15 protein-coding genes, 2 tRNA genes and 1 pseudogene are annotated in these 16,708 nt (G+C 37.8%); 1 reads left to right on the top strand and 17 read right to left on the bottom strand.

Features of this window, described 5'->3' with window-relative positions:
- Positions 1-9: 9 nt before the first annotated feature.
- The 14 genes from ACFIM1_RS05090 to ACFIM1_RS05025 form a co-directional block, all read right to left on the bottom strand.
- Complete coding sequence (locus ACFIM1_RS05090) at positions 10-1,479, bottom strand: NADH-quinone oxidoreductase subunit M (RefSeq protein WP_375606838.1); 1,470 nt, start codon at positions 1,477-1,479, stop codon at positions 10-12.
- On the bottom strand, positions 1,479-3,443 hold the full coding sequence (gene nuoL, locus ACFIM1_RS05085; protein ID WP_375609402.1) for an NADH-quinone oxidoreductase subunit L: 1,965 nt from the start codon (positions 3,441-3,443) through the stop codon (positions 1,479-1,481). Before nuoL ends, ACFIM1_RS05090 begins: the two co-directional genes overlap by 1 nt.
- A gap of 6 nt (positions 3,444-3,449) precedes the next feature.
- Positions 3,450-3,758, bottom strand: coding sequence for an NADH-quinone oxidoreductase subunit NuoK (gene nuoK, locus ACFIM1_RS05080; protein WP_015856359.1), 309 nt, complete (start codon positions 3,756-3,758; stop codon positions 3,450-3,452).
- Between the two features lie 11 nt (positions 3,759-3,769).
- Positions 3,770-4,390 carry an NADH-quinone oxidoreductase subunit J gene (locus tag ACFIM1_RS05075; RefSeq protein ID WP_375608285.1) on the bottom strand — a complete coding sequence of 207 codons (621 nt, stop codon included), beginning with the start codon at positions 4,388-4,390 and terminating at the stop codon, positions 3,770-3,772.
- Positions 4,391-4,484: 94 nt separating this feature from the next.
- Positions 4,485-4,976, bottom strand: a complete 492-nt coding sequence (gene nuoI, locus ACFIM1_RS05070) for an NADH-quinone oxidoreductase subunit NuoI (protein WP_375606836.1) — start codon at positions 4,974-4,976, stop codon at positions 4,485-4,487.
- 14 nt (positions 4,977-4,990) lie between these two features.
- A complete protein-coding gene (gene nuoH, locus ACFIM1_RS05065; protein WP_375609401.1) occupies positions 4,991-6,037 on the bottom strand; it encodes an NADH-quinone oxidoreductase subunit NuoH in 1,047 nt (348 codons plus the stop codon).
- A gap of 22 nt (positions 6,038-6,059) precedes the next feature.
- Positions 6,060-8,129, bottom strand: coding sequence for an NADH-quinone oxidoreductase subunit NuoG (gene nuoG, locus ACFIM1_RS05060; RefSeq protein ID WP_375606835.1), 2,070 nt, complete (start codon positions 8,127-8,129; stop codon positions 6,060-6,062).
- Positions 8,130-8,192: 63 nt separating this feature from the next.
- Positions 8,193-9,500, bottom strand: a complete 1,308-nt coding sequence (nuoF, locus tag ACFIM1_RS05055; protein WP_375606834.1) for an NADH-quinone oxidoreductase subunit NuoF — start codon at positions 9,498-9,500, stop codon at positions 8,193-8,195.
- A 143-nt stretch (positions 9,501-9,643) separates the two neighbouring features.
- On the bottom strand, positions 9,644-10,315 hold the full coding sequence (gene nuoE, locus ACFIM1_RS05050; RefSeq protein WP_375606833.1) for an NADH-quinone oxidoreductase subunit NuoE: 672 nt from the start codon (positions 10,313-10,315) through the stop codon (positions 9,644-9,646).
- Positions 10,315-11,505, bottom strand: a complete 1,191-nt coding sequence (locus tag ACFIM1_RS05045) for an NADH-quinone oxidoreductase subunit D (RefSeq protein ID WP_375608286.1) — start codon at positions 11,503-11,505, stop codon at positions 10,315-10,317. The genes nuoE and ACFIM1_RS05045 overlap by 1 nt, the downstream gene beginning before the upstream one ends.
- A gap of 119 nt (positions 11,506-11,624) precedes the next feature.
- Positions 11,625-12,233 carry an NADH-quinone oxidoreductase subunit C gene (locus tag ACFIM1_RS05040; protein ID WP_375609400.1) on the bottom strand — a complete coding sequence of 203 codons (609 nt, stop codon included), beginning with the start codon at positions 12,231-12,233 and terminating at the stop codon, positions 11,625-11,627.
- A gap of 17 nt (positions 12,234-12,250) precedes the next feature.
- Positions 12,251-12,832, bottom strand: a complete 582-nt coding sequence (locus ACFIM1_RS05035) for a NuoB/complex I 20 kDa subunit family protein (RefSeq protein WP_375608287.1) — start codon at positions 12,830-12,832, stop codon at positions 12,251-12,253.
- On the bottom strand, positions 12,823-13,188 hold the full coding sequence (locus tag ACFIM1_RS05030; RefSeq protein ID WP_375608288.1) for an NADH-quinone oxidoreductase subunit A: 366 nt from the start codon (positions 13,186-13,188) through the stop codon (positions 12,823-12,825). The genes ACFIM1_RS05035 and ACFIM1_RS05030 overlap by 10 nt, the downstream gene beginning before the upstream one ends.
- Positions 13,189-13,487: 299 nt before the next feature.
- Positions 13,488-13,564, bottom strand: a tRNA-Asp gene (locus tag ACFIM1_RS05025).
- 174 nt (positions 13,565-13,738) lie between these two features.
- On the opposite strand from ACFIM1_RS05025, the gene ACFIM1_RS05020 reads away from it, so the two are divergent.
- A tRNA-Val gene (locus tag ACFIM1_RS05020) sits at positions 13,739-13,814 on the top strand.
- Between the two features lie 120 nt (positions 13,815-13,934).
- Here ACFIM1_RS05020 and ACFIM1_RS05015 read toward each other — a convergent pair.
- From ACFIM1_RS05015 to ACFIM1_RS05005, 3 genes and pseudogenes are all read right to left on the bottom strand, one after another.
- A pseudogene (locus tag ACFIM1_RS05015) lies at positions 13,935-14,162 on the bottom strand (hypothetical protein).
- 701 nt (positions 14,163-14,863) lie between these two features.
- Positions 14,864-15,370, bottom strand: a complete 507-nt coding sequence (locus ACFIM1_RS05010; RefSeq protein WP_375608289.1) for a hypothetical protein — start codon at positions 15,368-15,370, stop codon at positions 14,864-14,866.
- 136 nt (positions 15,371-15,506) lie between these two features.
- Positions 15,507-16,691, bottom strand: a complete 1,185-nt coding sequence (locus ACFIM1_RS05005) for an alpha/beta hydrolase (RefSeq protein ID WP_375608290.1) — start codon at positions 16,689-16,691, stop codon at positions 15,507-15,509.
- Positions 16,692-16,708: the final 17 nt, after the last annotated feature.

The following is a 16,708-nucleotide window of genomic DNA, read 5'->3' as shown; positions in this document are numbered from 1 at the left end:
TTCCCTTATCTAGTGCAGTTTATTGATGAGGGTTTCTACGGAAAACGCCGTTGCCTTAAGAATAGGCGTTGGATAGATACCAAAGAATATTGTAAGAATAACCATTGGATAAAGAAGGAATTTTTCTCTTAAAGAAAGATCTATTAATACTTTTAAATTCTCTTTATCCAAGGAACCAAAAATCACACGCCGATAAAGATAAAGAGCATAGGCTGCCGATAAGATAACACCTGTTGTTGCTAAAACAACAACCAATTTATTTACTTGAAAAACACCTATTAAGGTTAAAAATTCACCCAAAAACCCTGAGCTTCCAGGCAAACCAACATTTGCCATGGTGAAAATTAAGAAAACAACAGCATATTTAGGCATATTATTCACTAAACCACCAAACGCTGAAATTTCACGTGTATGCAAGCGATCATAGATAACACCAACACAAAGAAACAATGCTGCTGAAACAATTCCATGGGATAGCATCTGATAAATAGCCCCTTGTATCCCCTGTTCATTCGCAGCAAAAATACCCATCGTTACATATCCCATATGCGCTATTGAGGAATATGCAATAAGTTTTTTGATGTCACTTTGAACAAGTGCAACCAGTGATGTATAAATAATAGCGATAAGCGATAATGTGAAAACAAAAGGCGCAAAATCTGCTGAAGCGATAGGAAACATTGGTAAAGAAAAACGAAGAAAACCATACCCACCTAATTTAAGTAAGACACCAGCTAAAATAACAGAACCCGCCGTCGGTGCTTCTACGTGAGCATCAGGGAGCCATGTATGAACTGGCCACATTGGCATTTTAACTGCGAAAGAAGCAAAAAATGCAAGCCACAACCATATTTGCATATGAACAGGAAACTGATAATTGAGTAAAGTTGGTATATCAAGTGTCCCAGCCTCCCAATACATAACCATAAGAGCAACCAACATAAGCACTGAACCAAGTAAAGTATATAAGAAAAACTTTATACTTGCATAAACACGACGTGCTCCTCCCCACACACCTATAATGATAAACATTGGAATGAGGCTGCCTTCAAAAAAAACATAGAATAGCATTGCATCAAGAGCACAAAAAACACCAATAATCGCAACTTCTAGAAGAAGAAACGCAATCATATAGGCTTTTAATCTCTCTTTAACATTCTCCCAACTTGCTAAAATACAGAAAGGCAAAAGAAAAGCCGAGAGAACAACAAAAAGAATAGAAATACCATCGACCCCCATATGATAGCTAATACCACCCCCTAACCAACTGGATTTTTCAACCATTTGAAAATTTTGGTTGCTAGAATCAAATCCTATCCAAATAATTAAAGAAATAATAAAAACAAATAGAGTCGTAAAAAATGCAACATTACGTATATTATGGCGTGCTACTTCACTATCATCTTTGATAAACAAAATCAGAAGAACACCAACAAGCGGCAAAAATGTAACCGTAGAAAGAATAGGCCAATCGGTCATTAGTTTACGCCCCCGATCATCATCCATGTAATGAGCAATGCAACGCCGATAAGCATTGCAAATGCATAGTGGTAAAGATAGCCTGTTTGCATTCGAACAACTCTATTTGTAATATCAACAACACGCGCTGCAATACCATTGGGACCTAGACCATCAATAATCTTACCGTCTCCCACTTTCCAAAGAAAAGAACCAATTCTAAAGGTAGGACGAACAAATAAAAAGTTATATAATTGATCGAAATACCACTTTTGGTAAAGAAAGTGATACACTCCTGGCATAATACGCGCCATTTTCTTGGGAAGAGAGGGAGCCGCAATATAAAATAAATAAGCCAACATAAACCCAAGAATCATTGCTATAAAAGGCGACCATTTTACCCAATTAAAAACATGGTGGGCATCATGAAGGATATGATTGTGGCTGCTTGTAAACAATGCTCCCTTCCAAAAAGTATCGTATAAATCACCAAAAAAATAAGGTTGGAAAATAACACCAGCAAATATTGCTCCAATAGATAAAATAAAGAGAGGGATCAACATCACTGGGGGCGATTCATGTACATGATGCATAACATCAACAGTTGCTCGTGGTTTTCCATGGAACGTCATAAAGATAAGCCGCCATGAATAAAAGCTTGTTAATAAGGCTGCAAAAACAAGAAGATAAAAAGCATATCCTGAAGCAATATTATGGGATGCAAAAGCAGACTCTATAATCGCATCTTTTGAGAAAAAACCAGCAGTCCCGAAAAGTGTTCCAGGAACGCCAACACCGGTCAATGCAATGGTCCCGACCATCATCATCCAATAGGTGACCTTTATATGTTTGCGTAACCCGCCCATTTTTCGCATATCTTGTTCATCAGATACAGCATGAATGACAGAGCCCGCCCCAAGAAACAATAAGGCTTTAAAAAAAGCATGCGTAAAAAGATGAAAGACAGCAGCTCCATAAGCTCCAACACCTAATGCAACAAACATATAACCAAGTTGAGAACATGTAGAATAAGCAATAACACGCTTAATATCATTCTGCACTAACCCCACAGTTGCTGCAAAAAATGCCGTTGTTGCTCCAACAATAATAATCACTGTCAAAGCAGTTGAAGAAAGTTCAAAAATTGGCGACATACGCGCAACCATAAAAACACCAGCCGTTACCATTGTCGCTGCATGAATAAGTGCTGATACAGGGGTTGGCCCTTCCATTGCATCAGGAAGCCAAGTATGTAAAAGAAATTGTGCGGATTTTCCCATCGCACCAATAAATAATAAAAGACATGTAATGGTAATTGCCGTCTGCCCATCAAATTGCCAATCTAAAAATGTCATATTTTGTATAAAGCTCTTATCGGCAGCTTTTGCAAAAATAGAGGCAAAATCAACCGATTGAAATAAAACAAAAATACTAAATATTCCTAAGAGAAAACCAAAGTCTCCAACACGATTGACGACAAAAGCTTTCATTGCAGCCTTATTAGCAGAATCGCGTTGAAACCAAAAACCAATTAACAGGTAAGAAGCAAGTCCTACACCTTCCCATCCAAAAAACATTTGGATCAAATTATTGGAGGTCACCAACATAAGCATCATAAATGTAAACAAAGAAAGATAAGAAAAAAAACGTGACCTTGAGGGGTCATGATGCATATAACCAATTGAATAAATATGCACTAATGCCGAAACACTGTTTACAACAATAAGCATGACTGCTGTTAATGTATCAATATGTAAAGCCCAGTTAAAGCTTAAGTCACCAACAGTCATCCAATGTAATACCAATACATCAATTACTGGAGTATGATCAAGTGCAATACTAAAAAAAGCCACCCACGACAATATGGCAACAATCACCATAAAGCTACATGTTATCAATTCACTCGCACGATCTCCTATCGTTTTCCCACCTAGTGCAGCAATGAGAAAACCCAAAAGTGGAAGAAAGACAATCGTATAATACATCACTGGTTAGCCTTTCATTACATTAACATCTTCAACCGCAATGGAACCACGATTACGGAAAAAAACGACAAGAATTGCTAAACCAATGGCAGCTTCAGCAGCTGCTACGGTTAAGACAAATAGAGCAAATATCTGCCCAACGAGATCATGAAGAAACGCTGAAAATGCAACAAAATTAAGATTAACTGAGAGTAATATAAGCTCAATAGACATCAAGATAATAATCACATTTTTTCTGTTGAGAAAAATTCCAGCAATACCAATTGTAAACATCAAAGCAGAAACTGTGAGATAATGCGTAATATCAATATACATCATAGCCCCCCTTAAATACCTTTTCCTGATTCAACTTGCTTGATTTCAATGGCACTTTCTACCGTTCTAGAAACTTGCTCTGCAATAGATTGCCTCTTTACTCCTAATTTATGACGAAGTGTTAAAACAATAGCACCAATCATTGCAACCAATAAAATTATTCCAGCAATTTGAAAATAGAAAACATAATCCGTATAGAGAATATCTCCTAATGCCTGTGTATTTGTTCGCTGCGCTAAATCAGGCATTGGTTGCGTAACATGCGCTCTCAAGACTGGAGAAAAATAGCTACTTACAAAAACAACAATCAATTCTACAGCGATAATAACGCCAATAAGAGCTCCAATAGGAGCATACCGAAGAGTTCCACTCTTTAACTCAGCAAAATCGACATCAAGCATCATAACGACAAATAAAAATAAAACAGCGACAGCTCCAACATAAACAACAAGCAGAATAAGTCCTAAAAACTCTGCTCCTGCAAGTAAAAATAAAGCCGCAGCATTAAAAAATGCGAGGATTAAAAACAAAACAGAATGCACTGGATTGCGTGCTGTAATAACAATAACTGCACTTGTTAGCATAATAAAAGCAAACAAATAGAAAAATGCCGCCGCTAGATCTGTTAGCATAGGCTTCTCCTTAATTATTCAAACAATTGGTATAAACTTCATACCAGATTACAATTTATCGGAAAACTATCCGACACCTCATTTAATGATACACTTAACGATAAGGTGCATCCATCAATATATTTCGAGCAATTTCTCGCTCCCAACGATCTCCATTCATTAAAAGTTTTTCTTTATCATAATAGAGTTCTTCACGTGTTTCTGTTGCAAATTCAAAATTTGGTCCCTCAACAATAGCTTCTACCGGACACGCTTCTTGACAAAAACCGCAGTAGATACACTTAACCATATCGATATCATAACGGACAGTTCTCCGTGTACCATCATTACGTCGCGGACCTGCCTCAATTGTAATCGCTTGTGCAGGGCAAATTGCTTCACATAATTTACAAGCAATACACCGTTCTTCACCATTTGGATAGCGACGCAATGCATGCTCACCACGGAAACGGCCAGATACAAAACCTTTTTCATAAGGATAATTAATTGTGGGCTTTGGTGAAAAAAATTGACGCATAGCTAAGAAAAAAGCACTCACGAATTCCAATAGAAGAAGTGACTTTGCCGCCTGAATGAAACCTGACATCGTAAAATCTCCTCTTAAACGAAATCCGTAAATTTTAAAAAAGCAGCAGTTACCACAACCATTGCTAGTGAGAGAGGAAGAAAAACCTTCCAACCAAGCCGCATGAGCTGATCATAGCGATAACGTGGAACAAAAGCTTTAACCATAGCAAACCAAAAAAATACAAAACAGACTTTTAAAACAAACCAAATGATACCAGGAACCCAATTAAGCCACCAAACATCTAAAGGAGGCAGCCAACCGCCCAAAAATAGAATGGTTGTTAATGCGCACATTAAAACAATCGCAACATATTCACCTAGAAAGAAGAGCATGTAAGGCGTTGAAGAATATTCAACCATATGACCAGCAACAAGTTCAGATTCTGCTTCTACCAAATCGAACGGAGGACGGTTTGTCTCTGCAAGCGCAGAAATAAAAAATATAATAAACATTGGAAAAAGGACCAACCAATTCCAATCGAGAAAACTGTTAAAAGGAAGACCAAGAGTTGTACCAAGCCCGTGCGTTTGTTTAAAAACAATTGTTGTGAGATCTAACGAACCACTTATTAAAATGACACTCACAAGCACAAAACCAATGGAAACTTCATAAGAAACCATTTGTGCCGCCGAACGAAGAGCTCCTAAGAAAGGATATTTTGAATTTGATGCCCATCCCCCCATAATAACACCATAAACTTCAAGAGATGAAATGGCTAAAATATAAAGCAAGCCAACATTAATCTTTGCAACCTCCCAGCCCTCATTGACAGGAATAACAGCCCAAGTTGATAAAGCAAGTGTCGCTGAAACAAAAGGAGCTAAAAGAAAAACACCCTTATTTGCACCTGCAGGGATAATAGGTTCTTTCACAACAAATTTAATTAAATCTGCAAAAGACTGTAGCAATCCCCATGGACCAACAACGTTTGGTCCACGACGCAATTGCACCGCAGCCCAAATCTTTCTATCTGCGTAAAGAAGATAAGCAACTAAGATCAAAAGAACGACTAAAAGAAGCAGTGTTTTTCCAACGATAATAAGTAATGGCAACAGCCAAGTCATAAAGAAATCATACATCATTATTCCTTTTCCTTTGCCTTTACTCTACAGTTTGCGTAACACGGTTTTTTGCAAGAGATGAACATTCAGCCATAACGGCAGAAGCACGTGCTATCGGATTTGTCAAATAAAAGTCTTTAATCATAGAAGTAAATGTTTGACTCTCTAGAGAAACCATTTTTGAACCAAGCACCTTAAGATTACTTATATCAGAAGGCACTATATCATCAACGGCACAAAGATGTGGATAATCATTAAACAAACATTGTCTTAATTGAGAAAGAGAATCAAAAGGAAGCCTTTGTCCTAAAACATCCGATAAAGCACGTAAAATAGCCCAATCTTCTTTTGCTTCACCTGGAGCAAAACCAGCCCGATTTGTCATTTGAACACGCCCTTCTGTATTTACATAAAGCCCTGATTTTTCAGTATAAGCAGATGCAGGCAAAATAACATCAGCAGCATGCGCACCATTGTCACCATGGCTACCAATATAAACTATAAAAGCTTTTGTATCAGCTAATTCTACTTCATCAGCACCAAGTAGAAATAAAATTTCACAGGTTTTTAGAATATTGGCAACCCCAAGCTTAGAAGTAAAGCCTATATCCAACCCTCCAACAGTTGATGCTGCATTATGAAGAACTCCAAATCCATTCCATGTCTCACTAAGAGCACCTATATCATCCGCTAATTTAGCAAGATTTTTTAAAACAGGTAAACCTTCATTTCCTGAAATTGCTCCCTCTCCAATAAGAATAAGGGGCCTCTTTGCTTCTCTTAAGACATTTAAAAAAGCATCCTCTCCCCGAATAAGTGTCGTTAATGTATCACTTCCAGATCCAAGGTAAGAATAAGGATAACGTAAATCAACTTTCTCTCCAATTAATGCAATAGGAAAATTTCCTATTCGTTGGCGCTTTAAAATGCGTGCATTTAAAACAGCCGCTTCATGACGTGGATTAGATCCCACAATAAGCAGAGCATCAGCCTGTTCAATACCTGCAATTGTAGGATTAAAAATATAACTCGAACGCCCAAACTCAGGCGATAAAGCAACTCCTCTTTGGCGACAATCAAAGAGCGTTGAGCCCAACGAACTCAATAATGCCTTAAGGGCATACATTTCTTCAACAGAAGCAAGATCTCCAGCAATGGCTCCAATTTTTTCTGGAAAAATTTTAGAGATCACCATTTTAATTTTTGCAAAAGCTTCTGTCCAACTGACAGGTTGAAGCTTTCCATCTTTGCGTACATATGGCCTATCAAGCCGCTGAGTCCGTAATCCATCCCAAATAAAACGCGTTTTATCAGAGATCCATTCCTCATTTACATCTTCATTCGTGCGCGGCATAATCCGCATAACTTCACGACCGCGGCTATCAATACGGATAGCACTACCAAGCGCATCCATCACATCAATCGATTCCGTTTTGACCAATTCCCACGGACGGGCATGAAATGCATAAGGTTTTGAGGTTAAAGCCCCCACTGGACAAAGATCAATAACATTTCCCTGTAATTCAGATGTCATAGCTTTTTCAAGATACGTCGTAATTTCAGCATCTTCACCACGACCGATCAAACCAAGCTCAGAAATACCTGCAACTTCCGTTGTAAAACGAACACACCGTGTACAATGAATACACCGTGTCATAACAGTTTTGACAAGAGGTCCAATATATTTATCTTCTACAGCACGTTTATTTTCTGTATAACGAGAACAATCTCGCCCATAAAGCATTGCTTGATCTTGAAGATCACATTCTCCCCCTTGATCACATACTGGACAATCCAAAGGATGATTAATGAGAAGAAATTCCATAACACCTTCACGTGCTTTTTTTACCATCTCCGTATTGGTAAAAATCTCAGGCGCTTCACCGTTAGGTCCTAACCGTAAATCACGAACCCCCATAGCACAAGAAGCCTGAGGTTTTGGAGGACCACCCTTAACCTCAACCAAACACATGCGACAATTTCCAGCAATTGACAAAGATTCATGAAAACAAAAACGTGGTATTTCTGCCCCAGCTGCCTCGGCAGCCTGAAGCAGCGTGTAGTAATCAGGAACTTCAATCTCTTTGCCATCAACTTTGATATTTATCATCACCCATCCAACCTGCGGATAATCCACTTAAAATTTGCATTCGGTTGCTCTTTAAAAAATTTTCTATCCCACGACTTCCAAAGCAATATTTTTTCTTTGGACGACATTTCGCGTATATTCATCAATTCTACGTTCAATTTCTGGACGGAAATTACGAATCAGCCCTTGTACAGGCCACGCTGCAGCATCGCCAAGAGCACAGATAGTATGCCCTTCAACTTGTTGAGAAACCTCAAATAAAAGATCAATCTCGCGTTTTTGCGCTCTTCCCTCAACCATACGTCCTAAAAGACGCATCATCCAACCCGTCCCCTCACGACACGGTGTACACTGACCACAACTCTCGTGCTTAAAAAAAACAGCTATACGCCAAATTGCTTTGATAATATCGGTTGATTTATCCATAACAATCATTCCCCCTGTGCCAAAAGAAGACCCGACATCTCGCATCCCATCAAAATCCATAATCGCATCGATCATATCCTCACCACGGACGACTGGACAAGAAGCCCCCCCTGGAATAACTGCTAAAAGATTATTCCATCCACCACGAATACCACCCGTATGTTTTTCAATTAATTCACGGAATGAAACACCAAGAGCGTCTTCAAATGTACAAGGGGCGTTAACATGCCCTGAAACCATAAATAATTTTGTGCCAACATTATTCGCCCGCCCAATTGATGAAAACCACGAAGCTCCTCGCCGCAAAATTGTTGGAACAACGGCAATGGACTCTACATTGTTGACTGTTGTTGGACAGCCATAAATCCCCATATTAGCAGGAAATGGTGGTTTAAGCCGAGGTTGTCCCTTTTTTCCCTCAAGACTTTCAAGAAGGGCCGTTTCTTCACCACAAATATAAGCACCGGCTCCATGATGAATGATAATATCGCAAGCATGCCCATATTTTGTTTTTTTGCCAAGCAAACCTGCATCATAACATTCATCAACGGCAGCTTGTAGCGCTTCACGCTCACGAATATATTCACCACGAATATAAATAAAAGCAACATTGGCTCCCATAGCAAAAGTAGCGATTGCACATCCTTCAATCAAAGTATGGGGATCATGCCGTAAAATATCACGGTCTTTACATGTCCCAGGCTCTGATTCATCAGCATTGACAACCAAATAATGAGGACGCCCATCACTCTGCTTTGGCATAAAAGACCATTTCATTCCGGTAGGAAAACCAGCACCACCACGACCGCGTAAACCCGACGCCTTCACCTCATCAATAATCCAGTCACGACCTTTGTCAATAATCCCTTTCAGACCATTCCAATGTCCACGCGACATCGCAGCCTTTAATGATTTGTCTTTTAAACCATAAATATTGGTGAAGATACGATCTTTATCAGCTAGCATACCCCACCTTTTTTTCTATTGCCCGTAGCATTTTTAGCTTTTCCTCAAATGCAATTTAAAAAAAATCTTGAAACTTTCTACTTTTAATCAAATGTTGTTATAAATGAGTGACATAATGGAATATCTTTTCAAAAAAAATTTTACTAAGATTCCATTCCCTTATTATCCTTTTTCTTTGATCCCTTGAGAGATTTACTTTTTTCTTCATCATCAAGAAGAGATGTTAAACCACTAATTGGCTCCGACGATTTACGACTATTTTGCGGACCAACAGCTATCTCAGGACCCTTTCCCGCCTCAAATGCATCGATAATCTCTTCAAGGCGTTCCGCTGTAAGATCTTCGTAAGTATCTTTAAAAATCATAACCATGGGAGCATTAACACAAGCACCAAGACACTCCACCTCTTCCCATGACAATGTTCCATCCTGATTTGTCGTAAAAGGTTCGTGATGAATTTTTTTCTGACAAACTTTAATCAATTCATCAGAACCACGTAACATACAAGGCGTTGTTCCACAAACTTGAATATGCGCTTTTGTTCCAACAGGCTTAAGCTGAAACTGAGTATAAAAAGTAGCAACTTCTAAGACACGGATATATGCCATAGAAAGAATTTGAGCGATATGTTCAATTGCAGCACGTGTCACCCAACCATCTTGCTCTTGTGCACGCATTAATAATGGAATGACAGCTGATTGCTCACGCCCGACAGGATACTTTTCTATAGTATTTTTAACCCATATTTGATTTTCTTTTGTAAAAGAAAACTCTGCGGGCTGATAGATATCATCTGCAAGACGGCGTACGGACATTAGCGATCAACCTCCCCAAAAACAATATCAATCGAACCCAAAATAGCTGTAGCATCCGCCAACATATGGCCTCGGGTTAAAAAATCCATAGCTTGGAGATGAGCAAATCCAGGAGCACGCAACTTGACACGATAAGGCTTATTGGTTCCATCAGAAACAAGATAAACACCAAACTCACCCTTTGGAGCCTCTACAGCAACATACACTTCTCCAGGAGGTGTGTGAAAACCCTCCGTATAAAGTTTAAAGTGATGAATCAATGCTTCCATTGAACTTTTCATTTCGTTCCGCTTTGGTGGTACAATTTTGCGATCCAAACTCGAAACTGGTCCCTTCTTTTCAGTCCCCAGTAACCGTTCTACGCATTGACGCATAATTTTCGCTGATTGACGCATTTCTTCCATACGAATAAGATAGCGATCATAACAATCACCATTTTTACCTATAGGAATATCGAATTCCATTTCATCGTAACATTCATAAGGCTGACTTTTACGCAAATCCCATGGCACACCAGCCCCACGGATCATAACTCCAGAAAAACCACGTGCCCAAGCTTCATCAATACTTACGACACCAATATCTACATTACGCTGCTTGAAAATCCGATTTGGTGTCACAAGCGCATCAAGTTTACCAAGAGAAACAAGAAATGAATCAATAAAATTACCAATATCCTCAACTAAAGATTCTGGTAAATCCTGATGCACACCACCGGGGCGAAAATAATTTGCATGAAGACGAGCGCCACAGGCACGTTCATAAAAAATCATCAATCTTTCACGTTGCTCAAACCCCCAAAGAGGAGGTGTCAAAGCACCAACATCCATTGCCTGTGTCGTTACATTAAGCAAATGGTTCAGAATACGCCCAATTTCACAAAATAAAACACGTATTAATTGCCCCCTTTTAGGAACTTCAATATCCAATAATTTTTCAATAGCAAGAACAAAAGCGTGTTCCTGATTCATAGGAGCAACATAATCTAAACGATCTAGATAAGGACCCGCTTGAAGATAGGTCTTTGTTTCCATTAATTTTTCGGTACCACGATGCAATAATCCAATATGTGGATCTACACGCTCAACAACTTCACCGTCCAACTCTAGAACCATGCGCAAAACGCCATGCGCTGCAGGATGTTGCGGACCAAAATTGATATTAAAGTTTCGAACATTGACCTCAGCCACAATCAACCCCTTGCTTTTTTAAAAACTTCATATCAAATATTAAAAAAATCTATCATATTAAAAACATTAATTATTAAAAAAATGCGCTATTCTAATAGAACGCCTTATCAAAACCAATATCATTTTTTACCCTCTGCTTTTTCATCACATGGTAAAATATATTGTCCTCCTTCCCAAGGAGAAAGAAAATCAAAATTACGCATCTCTTGGCGTAAAACAACAGGTTCATAAATCACTCTCTTTGCTTCATTATCATAACGGCATTCAACAAATCCTGTCACGGGAAAGTCTTTACGTAAAGGATATCCTTCAAAACCATAATCTGTTAAAATCCGTCTTAAATCCGGATGTCCTGAAAATAAAATCCCATACATATCATACGTTTCACGTTCATACCATTCTGCGCCAGGATAAACCGTACAAGCTGAAGCAACGGGAGTATTTTCATCCGTACGAACTTTTACACGTAAGCGTAAATTTTCACGAGGGGATAATAATTGGTAAGAAACATCAAAGCGCTTATCGCGAGAAGGATAATCCACACCACTAATGTCTGTAAGATTAATAAATTGACAGCGAGAATCATCACGAACAAACATTAAGACATCGATAATTGCATCAAGACGTGCCACAATAGTCAATTCACCAAAAGCAAGAACAGCCTCTTCAAGCTTATTTCCTAACTTATTTTCCAAATAAGCCGCAAGTTCAACCAATGATTCATTCATCATGACAAGAAAACTCTCTATCGCTCTATGGATCCGGTACGACGGATTTTTTTCTGTAACAATAATATGCCGTATAATAATGCCTCTGCTGTCGGTGGACATCCTGGAACATAAATATCGACAGGCACAATACGATCACAGCCACGCACCACTGAATAGGAATAATGATAATATCCCCCGCCATTTGCACATGATCCCATAGAAATCACATAACGCGGCTCTGGCATCTGATCATACACTTTTCTTAAAGCAGGAGCCATCTTATTTGTTAGAGTACCTGCCACCACCATCACATCTGATTGACGGGGAGAAGCTCGTGGTGCATATCCAAAACGCTCATTATCATAATGAGGCATTGAACATTGCATCATTTCGACAGCACAACAAGCCAAACCAAAACTCATCCACATTAAAGAACCGGTACGTGCCCAAGTAATCAAAGCATCTGCCGAGGTAACTAAAAAACCCTTATCTGATAATTCAGCATTAATATCACGAAAAAACTTATCGTTAGATCCTATCAATTCACCAGTATTGGGATCAATGATTCCTTTTGGTTTCGGAGCTGTAATTGTTGAATGATTAGATTTTAATTCCATTCAAGAGCTCCTTTTTTCCATTCATATATGAATCCAATAGTCAAAATCGCTAAAAACACAATCATCGACCAAAAGCCAAACACACCTATCGATTTGAATGAAACAGCCCAAGGAAAAAGAAAAGCAACTTCAAGATCAAAAATAATAAATAAAATTGATACCAAATAGAAACGAATATCAAACTTCATGCGAGCATCACTAAATGAATTAAACCCACATTCATAAGCCGATAACTTTTCAGGATCGGGGGAACGATATGCTACAATGTAAGGTATAATCAACAAAGCTCCAGCAATAACTGCCGAAACAATAATAAAGATCAAGACCGGTAAATAAGAGCTCAATAAATAAGCCATAACCCTCTTCCATCGTAACGAAATGCCTAAGCTTAACACAATTATTCAATATTGCGAAATCAAACAGGCAAACTTAATAACCGCTTCATTGACTCTGCTTATACAGCTTCAAAGATATACAGAGCGATACTTTTCTCATCGGCATAGGTAACGCAGAGAAAAAAAAGACGCAAGTCCTATTCTTATAATCATATAAAAAGAAAAAATATACTTACTTCCCCCCCTAAATCAAATACTCTACCACCTAACCTACAGTACAAGGACATCTTAAAAAGAAAGTCCTATGAGGAAATAGAAAATGGCGCGGGTGACGGGGCTCGAACCCGCGACCTCCGGCGTGACAGGCCAGCACTCTAACCAACTGAGCTACACCCGCGCATTTTTTGAACCAATTAATTTATTTGGTACAAGCGGTCGTGTAAGGGGTTCATTCGTTTATGTCAAGAAGGATTATGCATTTTTTAAAAAAATTATCAAATACTATCTTTATTCTTGCGTTTAGAAAAAAATTTCCTTAAAGAGGGTTCATTCAGTTGCTGATTATTGCATTGGGCGATTAGCTCAGCTGGTAGAGCGCCTCGTTTACACCGAGGATGTCGGGAGTTCGAGTCTCTCATCGCCCACCATATGCTTTTATATGTCTATTAATTTTTTGGCATATCTTTGAATGAGGGATGCATAGGTAAAAGTGAGGGAATGAGATTTTGCAACATGCTTCTGCAGAGCGTGATCTCGGCAAATGGATTCTAATATTTCTTGAAGTCTGTTAGTTTCTTTTGGGATAAACCATTTAAAAGTCTCATAAATGCAACATCGGTTCATGTTGCAACAGATTAGAAGGCTTGATTGTGAAGTTTTTTCGACAAAAATAGATTGCTTTTCTTAAGAGAGAAGCTATATCTTGATGTAAAGTATACAGTTCTATGTATCTTATCTTCCATCCTTACTGGAACAGATTTTTTGCCAATTTCTATAGAAAATAAAAATGCTAAAGATACAGCTAATTTTTAGATTTTATTGGTCATTATTTTAAACGTGTGAAGATATTGTACACTATCTCTATACAAAAAATATTATCAAGCATATACAATTACATAGTACGTTTAATATCATCATAAAATTCAAATCCTACAATAGGATATATAAATTAAAAATATTGGTGTACTCACGTTTGTTAATCTTAATGCGATAATTCGTGATCTCTCTTCAAAACGAATATCATTACAGTTTTTAAGGAAGATATCGTTAACTTTATACAAGCTCATGCAAAAAAACTGATATTTTGTTCCAAATTTTTTATGGCATATTTACCCTGAGGAGATGACATTACAAGTGATGCTGATAACCTTGAATTGCTTTTACTTAACTTGCCTTTTCATCCACCTTTAATTTCTAATTTGAGATTTTTTCTTTATTTTTATCGAAACATAAAGAATATAAATATCATATGTCCTTGCGCTTCTTTATACAATCTGATTCTTGCTAATAAAGTCTTCCCTGCTTAACTTCACCAAAGAGACAACCAAAGTCTCTTAAAGCTTTAATGCAATAAAAAGTGTGATTATCAAATATACGCGACTTGTTTATTATTGCAAATTCTTTTCTTTAAAAAGACTATAGTCTTCTAACAGCGTTTTTTCTGTGAAATTATCTATCTTTTCAATTAAAAAAACTTTTATTGTTTAGCTTTTGTTTTTTTCTCAAAGAGATGAGGGCTTTCAATAATAAGCTTTTCTCGCGCTTTTTGTAACTGTTTAATGATTTCATCAATTTTTGATGGAGAACAAAAAGCTTCTTGGCTATTCAATAAATGCAACCTCTCCTTCCCCTCATATAAACATTGCATCTGGGATTGAAGTATTCTAACTTCTTGAAAGAAAAGACGCCCAGTTTCCTTAAAACCATTATTAAGTGAAAAAAGTTGATCGGAAATGGATAGCAGAATTTGTTTTAAAAAGCGTTCATTTTCTTGACGTTTACGATATTCTAAAATAAGAGCATGGCTTATCTCATCTAATTGTTGTTTCGTAGAATCAATTTGACGCAATAAATTTGGTTTTTCCCCCATATCACCTTTTCTCACCTTCACAAGCATAGTATGAATGTCTAACAACTTAATTGCGGAATGAGATAAATAATCAACAACTGTAGGGGTATTGACATAGCGTTTTCGTGCATTCATCACAAACTTACCTAATGACTGTTTTTTTACATTCATTCCGCTATTTATTTTTATTTTACAAAGGCATTCTAAAGAAAGTGCTAAAAAATATTATTCTAATGCATTATTCGATGAAACCTTTTTTCTCTTTTCACTATCAACGTGGAATTCGTGGAGAGAGAAAACGTACAGGTGTATAAAGGATAAGATGTGTTGTTTTCTCCAACACACTACTACCATCAGCAAGAAGAGCTTGACTAGGTGACAATTCTGTACCTTGCATAATTGTTGAAGCCAAAGAACCTTCTCGAGAAAGAGCCATCAATGTTGGCGAAGATGCAAAGACATTATGGGCCCCTCCATCTACATGAGAGAAATCAAGAACAGCTATTCCGTTTTTACGCAACATTTCAATATCTGAGCCATCACCCACACGATGATGTCCACCCGTAAGACGTCCTGAAACAGCAAGAGCTTTATCCGCTCTGGATACTAAAATAGCTGTTGGCTGTGGGAGTTTTTTTATATCATTAAGTTGGCGCTCAAATACATCAACATCAATGTCTGGTGCAGCCATTAATAAACTTGTAATACGATGAATAGGCTTATATTTTCCCTGTAGGGCTAAAGTTCTAAATGCCTCCATTATAACAAAATTGCCCATAGAATGTGCAATGACCGAAATCTGATCAGCATTGGTTTCACTAATAAGTGTCAAAAGCTCTATTAATCCGTCACGGGCAAAATTAGCACTGTCACGATCATAAATATAAAGAGGAACTGATCCAGCAGAAGGCCAAGAATAATGCACAGCGACAACATTTAAAGAATAATCGTGTGTAAACTGCGCCGTACGAAATGTACCATCTGCAAAATTATTATTATATCCATGGATAAAAAGAAAAATTTCTCTTTTTCCTTTTGGCTTTTTTGCTAAAGCAGCATTTAATTGCTGCTTAAACTGTTCTTTATTATCGTATTTTTGTAATGCTACTGCTGCAAAATATTTATCATGCGTAGGTTTATACGCATTTATTTCAACAACTCCCTTTACATGTTGCTGGGGGATTCCTACATCAACACGATTATAATGCACTTTATTTGATCGCTCTATGCCATAAGGTTGAGAGTAATTATTTTGCATCATACGACTTGTTGCAACATACACTGGAACAATGGCTTTTGGAGAAATTGGTTTTCCTTCAACTTCCCTTTCTACTGCAATCATAGAAGGAGTTGCATGCACCCCATGCCAAAGTACAGCACGCGAATCGCTACATGCTGATAATAAAGAAATACAAATAAGAAGTGTTAAATATCTTAAAACCACTATACTTTTCACTGCAACACCATCCCACC

This window comes from Bartonella sp. AC158YNML (assembly GCF_042196725.1).
Lineage (GTDB): Bacteria > Pseudomonadota > Alphaproteobacteria > Rhizobiales > Rhizobiaceae > Bartonella.
The sequence above is the reverse complement of the archived record's forward strand: the minus strand, read 5'-3'. Positions and strand labels throughout refer to the sequence as shown.

What these genes read in the sequence shown, in the direction of transcription:
- nuoH (WP_375609401.1), bottom strand. Translation starts at nt 6,037, where the DNA reads ATGTATGATTTCTTTATGACTTGGCTGTTGCCATTACTTATTATCGTT.
- ACFIM1_RS05030 (WP_375608288.1), bottom strand. Translation starts at nt 13,188, where the DNA reads ATGGCTTATTTATTGAGCTCTTATTTACCGGTCTTGATCTTTATTATT.
- nuoE (WP_375606833.1), bottom strand. Translation starts at nt 10,315, where the DNA reads ATGTCCGTACGCCGTCTTGCAGATGATATCTATCAGCCCGCAGAGTTT.
- ACFIM1_RS05035 (WP_375608287.1), bottom strand. Translation starts at nt 12,832, where the DNA reads ATGGAATTAAAATCTAATCATTCAACAATTACAGCTCCGAAACCAAAA.
- ACFIM1_RS05010 (WP_375608289.1), bottom strand. Translation starts at nt 15,370, where the DNA reads ATGAATGCACGAAAACGCTATGTCAATACCCCTACAGTTGTTGATTAT.
- nuoI (WP_375606836.1), bottom strand. Translation starts at nt 4,976, where the DNA reads ATGTCAGGTTTCATTCAGGCGGCAAAGTCACTTCTTCTATTGGAATTC.
- nuoG (WP_375606835.1), bottom strand. Translation starts at nt 8,129, where the DNA reads ATGATAAATATCAAAGTTGATGGCAAAGAGATTGAAGTTCCTGATTAC.
- ACFIM1_RS05075 (WP_375608285.1), bottom strand. Translation starts at nt 4,390, where the DNA reads ATGCTAACAGATCTAGCGGCGGCATTTTTCTATTTGTTTGCTTTTATT.
- nuoK (WP_015856359.1), bottom strand. Translation starts at nt 3,758, where the DNA reads ATGTATATTGATATTACGCATTATCTCACAGTTTCTGCTTTGATGTTT.
- nuoL (WP_375609402.1), bottom strand. Translation starts at nt 3,443, where the DNA reads ATGTATTATACGATTGTCTTTCTTCCACTTTTGGGTTTTCTCATTGCT.
- ACFIM1_RS05090 (WP_375606838.1), bottom strand. Translation starts at nt 1,479, where the DNA reads ATGACCGATTGGCCTATTCTTTCTACGGTTACATTTTTGCCGCTTGTT.
- nuoF (WP_375606834.1), bottom strand. Translation starts at nt 9,500, where the DNA reads ATGCTAGCTGATAAAGATCGTATCTTCACCAATATTTATGGTTTAAAA.
- ACFIM1_RS05040 (WP_375609400.1), bottom strand. Translation starts at nt 12,233, where the DNA reads ATGAATGAATCATTGGTTGAACTTGCGGCTTATTTGGAAAATAAGTTA.